We start from the raw sequence: 14,547 nt of genomic DNA, 5'->3' as shown, positions 1-14,547 counted from the left end.
GTGTCCGCTTCAGGGGCACGACAGAACCCCATACCCACAAAATCAGGAGTACTTAGACTGTGAAGAGCGCTGTCGAGAACCTCACCGCAACGCGGGTCAAGCTCAACGTTGAGGTTCCCTTTGAGGAACTGAAGCCGAGCATCGATGCCGCGTACAAGACCGTTGCTTCGCAGATCCAGGTTCCCGGATTCCGCAAGGGCAAAGTTCCCTCCAAGCTGATCGACCAGCGCGTTGGCCGTGGCTACGTTCTGGAGACTGCCATCAACGATGGCCTCAACGGCTGGTACCAGGCTGCAGTTCAGGAAACGGGTGTTCGCCCCCTGAGCCGTCCCGAAGTTGAAATCACCGAGGTTCCGGACCCGTCCGCAACCGATGGCGAACTCAAGTTCCAGGTGGAGATCGACGTCCGCCCCGAGATCGAGCTGCCGGACTACTCCGGCATCAAGGTTGAGGTTGCTGCTGCTGAGTCTTCCGAAGCAGACGTTGACAAGGCGCTGGACGAATTGCGTGGCCGCTTCGGTACGCTGAAGTCCGTTGAGCGACCTGCCAAGAACGACGACTTCCTGACCATCGATATCACCGCCACGATTGACGGCGAAGACATCGATTCCGCTTCCGGCCTTTCTTACCAGGTTGGTGCCGGCACCATGCTCGAAGGCCTCGACGAAGCCGTGACCGGCCTCTCCGCCGACGAAGAAGCAATCTTCGAGACCACGCTGGTTGGCGGCGACCACGCCGGCGAGTCCGCGCAGGTGAAGGTTGTTGTCAAGGCTGTCAAGGAGCGCGAACTCCCCGAGGCAAATGACGATTTCGCCCAGCTCGCCTCCGAGTTTGACACCCTCGCTGAACTCCGTGAAGACCTCGCCAAGCAGGCTGCGGACTCCAAGGTGGTCGAGCAGGGCGTTGAGGCGCGCGACAAGGTCCTGGACAAGCTCGTTGAGCTCGTTGAGGTTCCCGTTCCGGATTCCGTCGTCGAGGAGCAGATCGAAGCTCACTTCAACCCGGAGAACGCACACGGCGAAGGTGACCACGACACCGAGGAGCACCGCGCCGAGGTCAAGGCCAACACCGAGCGTGCCTTCCAGAACGAAATCATCCTCGACGCCATTGCGGACAAGGAAGAGGTAGACGTCAGCCAGAACGAGCTGATCGACTACATCGTCACCACCGCAAGCCAGTACGGCATGGATCCCAACCAGTTCGCCCAGATCATTGATCAGAGCGGCCAGGTTCCCATGATGGTTTCCGAGGTTCGCCGCCGCAAGGCCCTGGCCGTCGTGCTGGGTCAGGCTGAGGTAGTCGACTCCGAGGGCAACAAGGTTGACCTCACCGACTTCGTCCGCCCCGCCGGCGAAGCAGCAGGCGACGAGGCTGCATCAGTTGAAGCAAGCGAAGAAGCCGACGTTGTCGCAAGCGACGACCCCGCAGCAGTGAAGTTCTAGTCAACGACTTCAACCGGCCCCGGATCTCTTGATCCGGGGCCGGTTTGCTTTAAGCCCTGAACGGACACGTGCGCCGTCAGCGAACAGTGCGATTTCGGCGAACAAATCACCCGCGAAAACGGTTAGTGTCCAAGTAGTGAAGTTCAGTGAGGTCACTGGCACCAGCGAGAGGTAAGTACTTATGTCACAGCAATCAGAGGCTCCCCGGATGGCAACTGTCGATCCCGCAGCCCAGGACAACTACATCTACAACCGCCTGCTGAAAGAGCGCATCATCTGGCTCGGCTCTGAAGTCCGTGACGAGAATGCCAACGCCATCTGCTCGCAGCTCCTGCTCCTCTCGGCCGAAGACCCGGAGAAGGACATCTACCTGTACATCAACTCCCCGGGTGGTTCCGTGACGGCCGGCATGGCCATCTACGACACCATGCAGTTCATCCCGAACGACGTCGTAACTGTGGCAACCGGCCTGGCAGCGTCAATGGGCCAGTTCCTTCTTTCCTCCGGCACCAAGGGCAAGCGCTACGCGACGCCCAACGCACGCATCCTGATGCACCAGCCCTCCGGCGGTATCGGCGGAACGGCGTCTGACATCAAGATTCAGGCCGAACTGATCCTGCACATGAAGAAGGTCATGGCCGAACTCACGGCCGAGCAGACCGGGCAGTCCGTGGAAACCATCCTCAAGGACAACGACCGCGACAAGTGGTTTACGGCCGCTGAGGCCCTGGAGTACGGCTTCTTCGACAAGATCTCGGCGCACGCCGGTTCTGTTGCCGGTGGCGGCGGAACGGCCAACCAGTCGAACTCCGAAAACTAACCGGCACAAAGAACCACTGAAACCCCAGGAGTAAAGAACATGAACTACAACTTCGGATGGTCTGCCGGTAATCTCCCGTCCAGCCGTTACGTCCTGCCCCAGTTCGAGGAGCGCACGCCTTACGGCTTCAAGCGCCAGGACCCGTACACCAAGCTGTTCGAGGACCGCATCATCTTCCTGGGTGTCCAGGTTGACGACGCATCCGCTGACGACATCATGGCCCAGCTGCTGGTCCTTGAGTCGACTGATCCGGACCGCGACATCACCCTGTACATCAATTCGCCGGGTGGCTCGTTCACTGCCATGACGGCGATTTACGACACCATGCAGTACATCCGTCCGGAGATCCAGACCGTATGCCTGGGACAGGCAGCCAGTGCGGCTGCTGTCCTGCTTGCTGCTGGTACGCCCGGGAAGCGCCTGGCCCTCCCGAACGCCCGCGTCCTGATTCACCAGCCCGCTCTTTCCGGTGGTCAAGGCGGACAGGCCTCGGACCTCGAGATCCAGGCGGCCGAAGTCATGCGCATGCGCACATGGCTGGAGGACACGCTGGCGCACCACTCAGGCCGTACGTCCGAGCAGGTCAACAACGACATCGAGCGAGACAAGATCCTCACTGCCGCGGACGCCCTGAGCTACGGTCTCATCGACCAGGTTCTGGACTCCCGCAAGATCAAGCCCCAGGCAATCGCCCGGTAAAGCACGGATTTCGACGCCGGTGCGGTTCACGAAATATGGACCGCACCGGCGTTCTGTTTCCACCCAAGCAGCCCATTGTGACCTAGAGTGGATGTTGTCACGGTGGTGCCACCCGCGGCGTGGCCGCACACTTGAGTACGGCGCGGAGCCGCATCACCCGCATGCAACGAAGGGATTCCCACATGGCTCGGATTGGCGAGAGCACGGATCTGCTGAAGTGTTCTTTCTGCGGAAAGAGCCAGAAGCAGGTACGGAAGCTGATTGCCGGGCCCGGTGTCTACATCTGCGATGAATGCATCGAGCTTTGCAACGAGATCATCGAAGAAGAACTCGCTGAAGTTTCCGATCTCGGTAGTTTCGAGCTGCCAAAGCCTCGTGAGATCTTCGACTTCCTGCAGGAATACGTCATCGGTCAGGAACCCGCCAAACGTTCCCTGGCGGTAGCGGTATACAACCACTACAAGCGCATTCAGGCCGGCCATGCGCCTAAGGCGGGCAGCCTCGGTGAGGGCTCGCACCACGAGGATGTCGAGATCGCCAAGTCCAACATCCTCCTGATCGGCCCTACGGGTTGCGGCAAGACGTACCTGGCCCAGACCCTGGCTCGTCGCCTGAATGTGCCGTTTGCCGTAGCTGACGCCACTGCGTTGACGGAAGCCGGCTATGTTGGCGAGGACGTCGAGAACATCCTGCTCAAGCTGATTCAGGCTGCTGACTACGACGTCAAGAAGGCCGAGCAAGGCATCATCTACATCGATGAGATCGACAAGATCTCCCGCAAGAGTGAGAACCCGTCGATCACCCGCGATGTCTCGGGCGAAGGTGTACAGCAAGCACTCTTGAAGATCCTGGAGGGTACAGTCGCCTCCGTTCCACCCCAAGGTGGCCGCAAACACCCGCACCAGGAATTCATCCAGATTGACACCACCAACGTTCTCTTCATTGTCGCCGGTGCGTTCGCCGGCCTGGAAGACATCATCGGGTCGCGGTCCGGACGCAAGGGCATCGGATTCGGTGCGCCACTTAACGAGGCCCGGGACAACGTAGATACTTACGGCGAAGTCATGCCGGAGGATTTGCTCAAGTTCGGCCTCATTCCGGAATTCATCGGCCGACTCCCTGTCATCACCACAGTATCCAGCCTCGATCGGCCGGCGCTGATCCAGATCCTCTCCACCCCAAAAAACGCCCTGGTGAAGCAGTACCAGAAGATGTTCCAGTTGGACGGCGTAGAGCTGCAGTTCGACGATGACGCCTTGGACGCCATCGCGGACCAGGCACTTGAACGTGGCACTGGTGCGCGTGGCCTGCGGGCCATCATGGAAGATGTGCTGCTGCCCGTGATGTTCGATCTCCCCAGCCGGGACGACATCGCAACTGTGGTGATCACCGCGGACGTCGTGGCCAAGAAGGCGCAGCCCACCATGATCGCCCACGACGTCGTGGCCAAGCGCCGGAATAAGTCGGCTTAGCCTCCTGTTGGCCTAAACAAGACATGGTTCCACTGGGACCTTGGTCATGCCACTTTCACACCCTTCAGAGGAGTTCCCTGTGCCCGAACAGACTGCGCCAGAACAGCTTGCGTCCGAAGAGAACGTCAACAAGGCTGACTTCTGGTTCGACCCCGTATGCCCCTTCGCGTGGATCACGTCCCGCTGGATCGGTGAGGTGGAGCAGGTGCGCGGCATCGAGACCGAATGGCACGTCATGAGCCTTTCAGTACTCAATGAGGGCCGCGACCTCCCCGAAAATTACCGGGCCATGATGGACGACAGCTGGGGTCCCGTTCGGGTCATCATTGCCGCCCAGGAGCTCCACGGCAGCAGCTACGTCAAGCCCTTGTATGACGCCATGGGGGAGCAGATCCACCACGAGGGCAACAAGGACCGCGCTGCGGTGATCCAGAAGGCCCTCGCCGAGACCGGGCTGCCCGCTGACCTGGCACGCTTTGCAGGCTCAGATGAATACGATGCCCAGCTGCGCGCCAGCCACGAAGCCGGTATTTCGCAGGTGGGCCAGGATGTTGGAACTCCCGTGGTAGCCGTTAACGGCACGGCGTTCTTCGGTCCTGTCCTTACCCGGATTCCCCGGGGTGAAGAAGCAGGAAAGCTCTGGGACGCCACGGTGACTTTGGCTGCTTACCCCCACTTCTTCGAGCTGAAGCGCAGCCGAACTGAAAGCCCTGAATTCAACTAGCGGTTAGCTTCTACTTCAGGAACCTTGAGGTCCTTCGGTCGGCGAGGATCTTCCCGTTGGTCTGGCATGTAGGGCAATACTGAAGTGAGGTGTCCGCGAAGGACACCTCACGGACAGTATCCCCACACACCGGGCAGGGCTGGCCGGTCCTGGCGTGCACCCGGAAATTGCTGCGCTTAGTGTCTTTGAGTTCGCTGGACGGTTTGCCGGCTGCTGCGTTGACGGCGCCTACCAGGATCTCCTGCATGGCCTCATAAAGCCTGGCCACCGTTGCCTGGTCCAAGGACTTGGCGGTGGCGAAGGGGGAAATCCTGGCGGCATGGAGGATCTCGTCGCTGTAGGCATTGCCAATTCCAGCGATCACGCTTTGGCTTCGCAGCAGGCCTTTGATCTGTTGCGAACTCGAGCCGACGATTGCAGCCAGCGCTTCGAGGTCAAAATCGGGGCTGAGGGGTTCGGGTCCAAGGGTTGCTATTCCCGGAACGTCCTGTGGATCTTTCACCACATAGATGGCGAGGCTCTTTTTCGTTCCAGCTTCGGTCAGGTCCACGCCAATGTGCGCGTCGTCGGCAGGCCGGTGGAGTAAGAGACGGGCTGAGATGTTGCTTTTGCCCATGCGCAGCCCGGCTGAGGACGGGTGTTCGGTGTACCTCACCCAACCGGCCTTCGCTAAGTGGAAGACGAAGAAAAGGCCGTCAGCGTCGAGGCACACGAACTTCCCAATCCGCTTTGCGCCGAGAATGGTCCGGCCCTCAAGAGCCGTGTAGGGAGGATCTGCCGTCTTGAGTGCAGAGATGGAGTTGATGCGGACCTCGGTCAGCACGGCTCCATGGAGTTGGGTGTCCAAATACATGCACAGGCCGTGCACTTCGGGGAGTTCCGGCATGGTCAATACTCTGCCACAGGTAGGCATCTGCCCGCAGGAGAACTACAGCTTTGTAGTTCTTTCGAACCCCTTGTGCATCGCCCCCGGCGGGACAACAATAGTTCTTACCCACTTCGAAAGAAGAGGGACACGGAAACCAAAGATTCAGTGATTGCAACCGACGCAGCCTTTGGCAAAGTTGGAAGCAACCTACCAGTGATGAGGTAGGAAGACCTGAAATTCCAAGGATTCCGCCAGACTGTCAAGACATCACCAGACAGCCGAAAAGTCGAAGCCCCACCAACGGCAAAACGCTGATGGGGCTTCCCCTTTGCCCAAAAACGGGCGGCTGGCTATTTCCTAGGACGCGGGCTGTTCCTCGGCGGGTGCCAGGACAACATCGCTGACCGTAAGTTCGCCTTCACCGGACTGGAGAGTAATCTCCTGCGCGTTTGCGGCTGCCTTCAGGTCGCCAAGGCCGGCCTTCAGTTGGGCGACCAGTACCTCAGACGCGGTAATGGATGCGGACAGCACCTCGGTCCGCTGCTTCACCTTCGCCTCAGACTTGGCCTTCCGGATACCACTGAGCGCTATGCCCACGGTGCCAAGCATCGTGGTGTCGCCATCGGTGATTTCCAAGGCTGCAGGCCACTGCGCACGGTGAACTGATCCTGTGCGCCACCAGCCCCAAACCTCTTCGGTTGCGAAGGGCAGGAACGGTGCAAACAGGCGCAGGAGCGAGTCCAGCGTTGTTGCCAGGGCGGCCAGGACGGATGCCTGCTCGGTTTCGCCGGCGGCACCGTAGGCACGATCCTTGATGAGCTCCACATAGTCGTCCGTGAACTGCCAGAAGAACGACTCAGTGATCTGGAGTGCGCGGGCGTAGTCGTAGTTCTCAAACGCCTTGGTGGACTGGGCAACGACGTCGGACAGCTGCGCCAACAGCGCACGGTCCAACGGGTTGGACAGGACCGAAAGATCGGCTGTCACCACTGAGTTCTCGGTGGCGCCGAGGTTCAGCACAAACTTCGAAGCGTTCAGCAGCTTGATGGCCAGGCGGCGGCCGATCTTCATCTGGGCGATCTCGTAAGCGGTGTCGGCGCCGAGCTTGGCCGAAGCTGCCCAATAGCGGACGGCATCCGAACCGTACTCGTTCAGCACGTCCGTGGGCACAACAACATTGCCCTTGGACTTGGACATCTTCTTCCGGTCCGGGTCCAGGATCCAGCCCGAGATAGCCGCGTGCTTCCACGGGGCGTTCTTCTGCAGGGCATCGGCCCGAACGACAGAGGAGAACAGCCAGGTCCGGATGATGTCGTGTCCCTGCGGACGGAGGTCGAAGGGGTAGACCTTGGAGAAGAGTTCCTCGTCCCGGCTCCACCCGCCCACGATGTGCGGGGTCAGCGATGACGTTGCCCAGGTGTCCAGCACATCGGCGTCGCCTGTGAAGCCGTTGGCTTGATCGCGCTGCGATTCCTCGAAGCCGGGAGCAGCGTCCGCGGCAGGGTCCACGGGGAGCATCTCGTCCGACGGCAGGATGGGGTTGTCGTAGTCCGGGTTGCCCTGGGCATCCAGCGGGTACCAGACAGGGATCGGCACGCCGAAGAAGCGCTGGCGGGATACGAGCCAGTCACCGTTGAGGCCCGCGATCCAGTTCTCGTAACGGGAACGCATGAAGGCCGGGTGGAAGGTGATTTCCTGCCCACGGCCGATCAGGCGCTCGCGGCGTTCCTCATCGCGGCCACCGTTGCGGATATACCACTGACGGGAAGTAACGACCTCGAGAGGCTTGTCGCCCTTCTCAAAGAAGTTCACCGGGTGGGTGATCTTTTTGGGTTCGCCGTCCAGGAGCTCGGCTGCCTTGAGCAGTTCAACCACGGCTTCCTTGGCGGAGAAAGCGGTCTTTCCGGCGATCGCAGCGTAAGCTTCCTTGCCGGCGTCGGTGGTGATCCATTCAGGGGTCTCGGCAATAATGCGGCCGTCGCGGCCCATGATGGCGCGGGTGGGCAACTGCAGTTCGCGCCACCAGGTGACGTCGGTCAGGTCACCGAAGGTACACACCATGGCGATGCCGGAGCCCTTGTCAGCTTTGGCGAGCGGGTGTGCTTTGACCTCGAGCTCCACGTCGAACAGGGGCGATGTCACCGTCTTGCCGAAGAGCGGCTGGTACCTCTCGTCGTCGGGGTTTGCCACCAGGGCCGCGCAGGCGGCAAGAAGTTCCGGGCGGGTGGTCTCGATGAAGATCTTTTCGCCGTCTTCCGTGAAGAAGGGGTAGCGGTAGTAGGCGCCGGCAACCTCGCGGTCTTCAAGCTCAGCTTGGGCCACAGCGGTGCGGAACGTCACATCCCAGAGGGTGGGTGCTTCGGCCATGTACGCGTCCCCGGCCGAGAGGTTCGCGAGGAAGGCGCGCTGGGACACCGCACGCGAAGTGTCGTCAATGGTGCGGTAGGTGAGGTCCCAGTCCACCGACAAGCCAAGGGTCTGGAACAAGTTCTCGAAGACTTTCTCGTCCTCGACGGCGAGTTCTTCACAGAGCTCGATGAAGTTCTGGCGCGAAACGACGTCGAAATCGCGCTGGTTCTTGGCAGGCTGGGCCGGGGGTGTGTAGTCGGCCTTGTAGGGGATGGCGGGGTCGCAACGCACACCGTAGTAGTTCTGGACGCGGCGCTCGGTGGGCAGGCCGTTGTCGTCCCATCCCATGGGGTAGAAGACGTTCTTGCCGGTCATGCGCATATAGCGGGCCTGGACGTCAGTCTGGGTGAAGGAGAACATGTGGCCCACGTGGAGCGAGCCGGATGCCGTGGGTGGGGGAGTGTCGATCGAGTAGACCTGCTCCCGGGTTGTGTCCGGATTGAACTTGTAGGTCCCTTCCTCCAGCCAGCGCTGCGTCAAGGCAGCCTCAAGGCCTTCAAGGGCCGGCTTGTCGGGGACGTTGATGGGGGCGGTGGCGGGCGTGTCTGTACCCTGCGTTGATTCAGCCATGGATCAATTGTTTCATGGCCTGGCGTTACCGCCCGCCCTCGGCGGGAGCCTGCACCCCGATAAGGTAGTGCCATGACTTTGGCAGCGCACAACACGCCTTCCGGACAGAATGCAGAGAACAACAGGACGGCAGTCGTAACCGGTGCGAGTACCGGCATCGGCGAGGCCACGGTGAAGGCGCTGGTTGCCGCCGGATGGAAGGTCTTCGCGGTAGCCCGCCGGGCGGACAGGCTGGACGCCTTGGGAGCCGAAACCGGCGCCGTGCCGTTCCCGGCTGACATCACGGACGACGACGACGTTTCGGCCCTGCTCGCGGCCGTCACCAAAGCCGGGGGTGCCGACACGCTCATCAACATCGCCGGTGGGGCACGCGGCGCGGACACCATCGCGAACGCTGACACTGAAGACTGGGATTGGATGTACCAGGTGAACGTCCTGGGCACCATGAAAATTACCCGGGCCTTCCTGCCCATGCTGCGGGACAACGGCGAGGGAACCGTCCTCAACCTGACGTCCACGGCAGGGTTGTCCGCTTATGAAGGCGGCGCGGGATACAACGCCGCCAAATTTGCCCAGCATGCAATGACCAATGCCCTGCGCCTGGAAGAGGTGGGCAACAACATCCGGGTCATCGAGGTGGCTCCGGGACTGGTGCAGACCGAGGAATTCGCCCTGAACCGCCTCGGTGACAAAGACGCAGCCGCCAAGGTTTATGCCGGTGTGGAGAAGCCCCTGACCGCCGACGATGTGGCGGGCGTGGTGGCCTACTCAGTCTCGCTACCGCACCACATCAACCTCGACCAGATTGTTATCCGCCCGGTGGCCCAAGCGGCGAACCACAAACTGATCCGCAAAGAAGGCTAAGACGCTCAACCAGCCGGAATGATCAGCCGGGCCGTGATGGCTGCATGATCCGAACCAGGCACCCGAAGGACCGCGTAGTCGCTGCTGCCGATGCCGGGCGAGGTGACCATATGGTCGATCACGATGCCCGGAAGCGGGGGTCCTTCCATAGGCCACGTGGGGGAGAACCGTCCGCCGCTAGAGGCCGTGCCCACATCCACAAGCTTCGTGCCGCCTGACGAGGTGCCGCCGAGTCCGATGTCCAGCAAATCCCGGAACTCGGAGTGATCGTACGTGGCGTTGTAGTCGCCCATCAGCAGGTGATTCCCGGATTCCGATGCTTGGCGGGCGATCTTGCCAAGGTCGCTCCGCCATTGGTCGATCCGCTCATCCACCGGTGGGAGGGCGTGCACGTTGCTGAGGTTCAAGGAGGCCCTGGAGCCGGACTCCGGGTTTGAGACAAGTACCCGGGTGACGTCAATCCGGAATGGCGTATCAGGCAGGAGCCCGTCGGGCTCGAGCGGGAACACCGAATACACGGCACCGCCGGACGCGTCGTCATTTGGTTCGCTGACCCGGTTCGGCAGTACATCCTCCATGCCCGCCGACGTTAAGCGATCCTCCAGTCCTTGCGTATGTTCCTGGATGGTCAGCAGCTGAATCCCGTTGTCCCGGACCAGCTCCACGATGGTGGCGGCGTCCGCCTCGCCGAATTCGGAGTTAAGGCTCATCACCCTCAAAGGGACCGTGGGAGTACCGGCAGGTAATGGCTCCGGCTTTCCGGCGTCCAACGGGAACAGCCAGAACAACTGGGCCCCCAGCAGGGCCGCCGTCGTGATGATGACCCAACGCCGCCGCCCAATCAAGGCAAGCACCAGGGCAAGCACCGCCGGCACCACCATCCAGGGGGTGAAGGACAACAGCTGCACCACGATCAAGGGCCACTCCACGGGGATCGCTCGGAACATCGATACCCCCGCCACGGGCAGCGCAGCAAGCAACGCCACCACCGACCACGCCAACGAAGCACGCTGCGGTGCCCGGCGGGTTTCCATCACGGCGATCCCGGAGTGTGTCATGGGCTTGAGTCTATGCACCCGCCCAGCGAACCGGACTCCATCCACAGGATGAACTCACAAGTAGATCGGGGCCCTCCGCTGCCGCTAGACTTGGAAGACCAGCTTTGACCCGGCCATCACCGGTGAGCTTCCGGAAGAACAGCACTGACCACCTGCAGAGGTGGCAAGCGCCCAGTAGAACCGGACGGGTAAGCCCGTCACAGCAGTAATGAGAGGCCGGAACATCGCGTTTCGGTAAGTGAGGTGGTACCGCGGTAACTGGGCAGCCGACAGGCAGCACAGACGCCGTCCTCGCATCCTGACAGTCAACCAGCTATCACAGGATATGAGATGACCCACTACCCCAAGGCCTCAGCGTCTTCGTCCGGCACGCACGGCGTGTCCGCCTCCGTGAAGTTCCCGGAAATCGAAGAGCGCATCCTCAAATACTGGGACGAAGACGGCACCTTCCAAGCCAGCATCGACCAACGTGATGCGGGCAAGGACGGCAGCAACGAGTTCGTCTTCTACGATGGCCCTCCCTTCGCCAACGGTCTCCCGCACTACGGCCACCTCCTGACCGGCTACGCCAAGGACCTTGTAGGCCGCTACCAGACCCAGCGTGGCAAGCGCGTGGAGCGACGCTTCGGCTGGGACACCCACGGCCTCCCGGCAGAGCTCGAAGCCATGAAGCAACTGGGCATGACGGACAAAACCCAAATCGAAGCCATGGGCATCGACAAATTCAATGACGCCTGCCGCGCCTCGGTCATGAAGTACGCCAACGAGTGGAAGGCCTACGTCACCCGCCAGGCACGCTGGGTGGACTTCGAGAACGACTACAAGACGCTCAACGTCGAGTACATGGAGTCGGTGCTCTGGGCCTTCAAGCAGCTGCACGAGAAGGGCCTCACCTACAACGGCTACCGCGTCCTCCCATACTGCTGGAAGGACGAGACACCGCTGTCCAACCACGAACTCCGCATGGACGACGACGTCTACAAGAACCGCCAGGACCAAACGGTCACAGTGACGTTCCCCGTCAAGGCAGGGGATTCCGAGCTCTCCAAGGCACTCGCCGGTGTTCAGGCACTCGCCTGGACCACCACGCCCTGGACGTTGCCTACCAACCTGGCGCTCGCCGTCGGACCTGACATCTCTTATGCAGTCCTGCCCGCCGGCCCCGGCGGCGTCAAGGCCGCTTCATCTGAAGCGCCGGTGACGGGCAGTTTCCTGCTGGCAGCTGACCTTGTGGGGTCGTACGCCAAGGATCTGGGGTACGACGACGCTGCTGGCGCGGCTGCCGCTGTCGTGTCCACTCACTCCGGCACCGAGTTGGCCGGTCTTGAATACGAACCGCTCTGGAACGACTTTGCCGATGCTGAGAAGTACGGCACGCAGAACGCATGGCGTTTCCTCGTGGCCGACTACGTCACCACCACCGACGGTACGGGCATCGTCCACCAGGCTCCGGCCTACGGTGAGGATGACCAGAAGGTCTGTGAAGACGCCGGCATCCCCGTGGTCCTGTCCGTCGATGAAGGCGCCAAGTTCCTGCCGCTGTTCGCGCACGGCGAGCTGGCCTCGATCGTTGGCCTCCAGGTCTTCGACGCCAACAAGCCCATCACCCAGGTGCTCCGCGCCGACGGACGATTGGTCCGCCAAGCCAGCTACGAGCACAGCTACCCGCACTGCTGGCGCTGCCGGAACCCGCTGATCTATCGTGCAGTGTCGTCCTGGTATGTGGAAGTCACCAAGTTCAAGGACCGCATGTCCGAGCTGAACCAGGAGATCAACTGGATCCCGGGCAACGTCAAGGACGGCCAGTTCGGCAAGTGGCTGGACAACGCCCGCGACTGGTCCATCAGCCGCAACCGGTATTGGGGCTCGCCCATCCCCGTGTGGCAGTCTGACGACCCCGAATACCCGCGCACCGACGTCTACGGTTCCTTGGCCGATCTCGAAGCCGACTTCGGCCGTCTTCCAATGAACAACGAGGGCCAAGTTGACCTGCACCGGCCGTTCATCGATGAACTGACGCGTCCCAACCCGGACGATCCCACGGGCAAGTCCACCATGCGCCGCGTCGAAGACGTCCTGGACGTTTGGTTCGACTCCGGTTCCATGCCGTACGGCCAGGTGCACTACCCGTTCCAGAACGAGGAGTGGTTCGACACCCACAACCCGGCGGACTTCATCGTGGAGTACATCGGACAGACCCGCGGCTGGTTCTACATGCTGCACATCCTGTCCACCGCACTGTTCGACCGTCCGGCGTTCCGAAACGTGATCAGTCACGGCATCGTGCTTGGTTCTGACGGCCAGAAGATGTCCAAGAGCCTGCGCAACTACCCTGACGTGTCCGAGGTCCTGGACCGCGACGGTTCCGACGCCATGCGCTGGTTCCTCATGTCCAGCCCCATCCTGCGCGGCGGCAACCTTGTGGTCACCGAGCAGGGTATCCGCGACGGCGTACGCCAGGTCATCCTGCCGCTGTGGAACGTTTACAGCTTCTTCACGCTCTACACCAACGCCGCCAATGGCGGTTCAGGCTACGAGGCGACGCTGCGCTACGACGGCTATGCGGACACCCTCGACCAGTACCTCCTTGCCAACACCGGGGACCTGGTCCGCAATGTCACCGCAAGCCTGGACAGCTATGACATCTCCGGCGCCTGCGATGAACTGCGCAGCTACCTGGATATGCTCACCAACTGGTACGTGCGCCGCAGCCGCCAGCGCTTCTTCGACGAGAACGTTGACGCCTTTGACGCGCTTTACACAGCGCTCGAAGCGGTGTGCCGTGTCTCTGCGTCCTTGCTGCCGCTGGTGACGGAAGAGATCTGGCGTGGGCTGACCGGTGGCCGCTCTGTCCACCTGGCTGACTGGCCTGACGCTTCGCTGTTCCCGTCCAACCCGCACTTGGTTGAAGCAATGGACCGCGTCCAGCAGATCTGCTCCACCGGCTCAAGCCTGCGGAAGGCAGCGAACCTGCGCGTCCGCTTGCCGTTGCAGGAGCTGACCGTGGTGGCCCCTGGTGCAGATGCGCTGGAAGGCTTTGCCGCCGTCGTCGCCGATGAACTGAACCTGCGTTCCGTCCGGCTCCTGGACGCTGCAACTGCTTCGCCCGAGGAGTTCGGCATTGAGCAGAAGCTCGTGGTCAACGCCCGGGCCGCGGGTCCGCGCCTTGGCAAGAACGTGCAGCAGGCCATCAAGGGATCCAAGTCCGGCGATTGGTCTGTCAACGACGCCGGTGTGGTGGTAGCTGGTGGCTTGGAGCTCGAGCCCCAGGAGTACACGCTTGAAACTGTCGTGGCCGAAACGGCCGACGGCGGTAGCTCGGCAGTAGCTGTGCTGCCGGGCGGCGGTTTCGTGGTCCTCAACACCGATGTCACTCCGGAACTTGCAGCCGAGGGACTGGCCCGCGATATGGTCCGCGCCATCCAGCAGGCTCGCAAGGACGCCGGACTGAACGTGAGCGACCGCATCCGCACTTCCGTGGAGGCCGCACAGGATGTGGTTGACGCGCTGGAAGCCAACTCCGAACTCGTCAAGACCGAAACTCTAACGTTGGAACTGGAGGTTCTGTTGGCCAGTGTCGACGAACCGCAGGTCACCGTTGCAAAGGCAGGGGCCTGATCC

At 61.6% G+C, this 14,547-nt stretch carries 10 protein-coding genes; 7 read left to right on the top strand and 3 right to left on the bottom strand.

The features are described 5' to 3' along the window. Positions 1 to 59: 59 nt before the first annotated feature. The 5 genes from tig to A477_RS0119740 all read left to right on the top strand — a co-directional run bounded on the left by tig (position 60) and on the right by A477_RS0119740 (position 5,157). Positions 60 to 1,442 carry a trigger factor gene (gene tig, locus A477_RS0119760; RefSeq protein WP_017200593.1) on the top strand — a complete coding sequence of 461 codons (1,383 nt, stop codon included), beginning with the start codon at positions 60 to 62 and terminating at the stop codon, positions 1,440 to 1,442. A gap of 208 nt (positions 1,443 to 1,650) precedes the next feature. Beyond that, complete coding sequence (locus A477_RS0119755) at positions 1,651 to 2,262, top strand: ATP-dependent Clp protease proteolytic subunit (protein ID WP_017200592.1); 612 nt, start codon at positions 1,651 to 1,653, stop codon at positions 2,260 to 2,262. 39 nt (positions 2,263 to 2,301) lie between these two features. Next, complete coding sequence (locus A477_RS0119750) at positions 2,302 to 2,961, top strand: ATP-dependent Clp protease proteolytic subunit (protein WP_011775058.1); 660 nt, start codon at positions 2,302 to 2,304, stop codon at positions 2,959 to 2,961. Positions 2,962 to 3,143: 182 nt separating this feature from the next. Beyond that, positions 3,144 to 4,433: an ATP-dependent Clp protease ATP-binding subunit ClpX gene (clpX, locus tag A477_RS0119745; RefSeq protein WP_026005788.1), complete on the top strand. Its 1,290-nt coding sequence runs from the start codon at positions 3,144 to 3,146 to the stop codon at positions 4,431 to 4,433. A 79-nt stretch (positions 4,434 to 4,512) separates the two neighbouring features. Then, entirely contained in the window at positions 4,513 to 5,157 is a 645-nt protein-coding gene (locus A477_RS0119740) for a mycothiol-dependent nitroreductase Rv2466c family protein (protein ID WP_017200591.1), read from the top strand. 10 nt (positions 5,158 to 5,167) lie between these two features. Here A477_RS0119740 and A477_RS0119735 read toward each other — a convergent pair whose 3' ends face one another. Both A477_RS0119735 and valS read right to left on the bottom strand, forming a co-directional pair. After that, positions 5,168 to 6,043 carry an Fpg/Nei family DNA glycosylase gene (locus A477_RS0119735; protein ID WP_026005787.1) on the bottom strand — a complete coding sequence of 292 codons (876 nt, stop codon included), beginning with the start codon at positions 6,041 to 6,043 and terminating at the stop codon, positions 5,168 to 5,170. A 339-nt stretch (positions 6,044 to 6,382) separates the two neighbouring features. Beyond that, on the bottom strand, positions 6,383 to 9,004 hold the full coding sequence (gene valS, locus A477_RS0119730; protein WP_017200589.1) for a valine--tRNA ligase: 2,622 nt from the start codon (positions 9,002 to 9,004) through the stop codon (positions 6,383 to 6,385). A gap of 72 nt (positions 9,005 to 9,076) precedes the next feature. Here valS and A477_RS0119725 point away from each other — a divergent pair, with 72 nt between their 5' ends. Beyond that, a complete protein-coding gene (locus A477_RS0119725; protein ID WP_017200588.1) occupies positions 9,077 to 9,868 on the top strand; it encodes an SDR family oxidoreductase in 792 nt (263 codons plus the stop codon). 5 nt (positions 9,869 to 9,873) lie between these two features. Here the strand turns inward: A477_RS0119725 and A477_RS0119720 are convergent, their stop codons facing one another. Continuing rightward, on the bottom strand, positions 9,874 to 10,926 hold the full coding sequence (locus A477_RS0119720) for an endonuclease/exonuclease/phosphatase family protein (RefSeq protein ID WP_017200587.1): 1,053 nt from the start codon (positions 10,924 to 10,926) through the stop codon (positions 9,874 to 9,876). Positions 10,927 to 11,256: 330 nt separating this feature from the next. On the opposite strand from A477_RS0119720, the gene ileS reads away from it, so the two are divergent. Then, the gene (ileS, locus tag A477_RS0119715) at positions 11,257 to 14,544 is read left to right on the top strand and encodes an isoleucine--tRNA ligase (RefSeq protein WP_017200586.1); all 3,288 of its coding nucleotides are present in this window, start codon (positions 11,257 to 11,259) and stop codon (positions 14,542 to 14,544) included. The last annotated feature ends 3 nt before the right edge of the window (positions 14,545 to 14,547 follow it).

It is taken from the genome of Arthrobacter sp. M2012083 (genome assembly GCF_000281065.1).
In the GTDB taxonomy this organism is placed as follows: Bacteria; Actinomycetota; Actinomycetes; order Actinomycetales; family Micrococcaceae; genus Arthrobacter.
The sequence above is the reverse complement of the archived record's forward strand: the minus strand, read 5'-3'. Positions and strand labels throughout refer to the sequence as shown.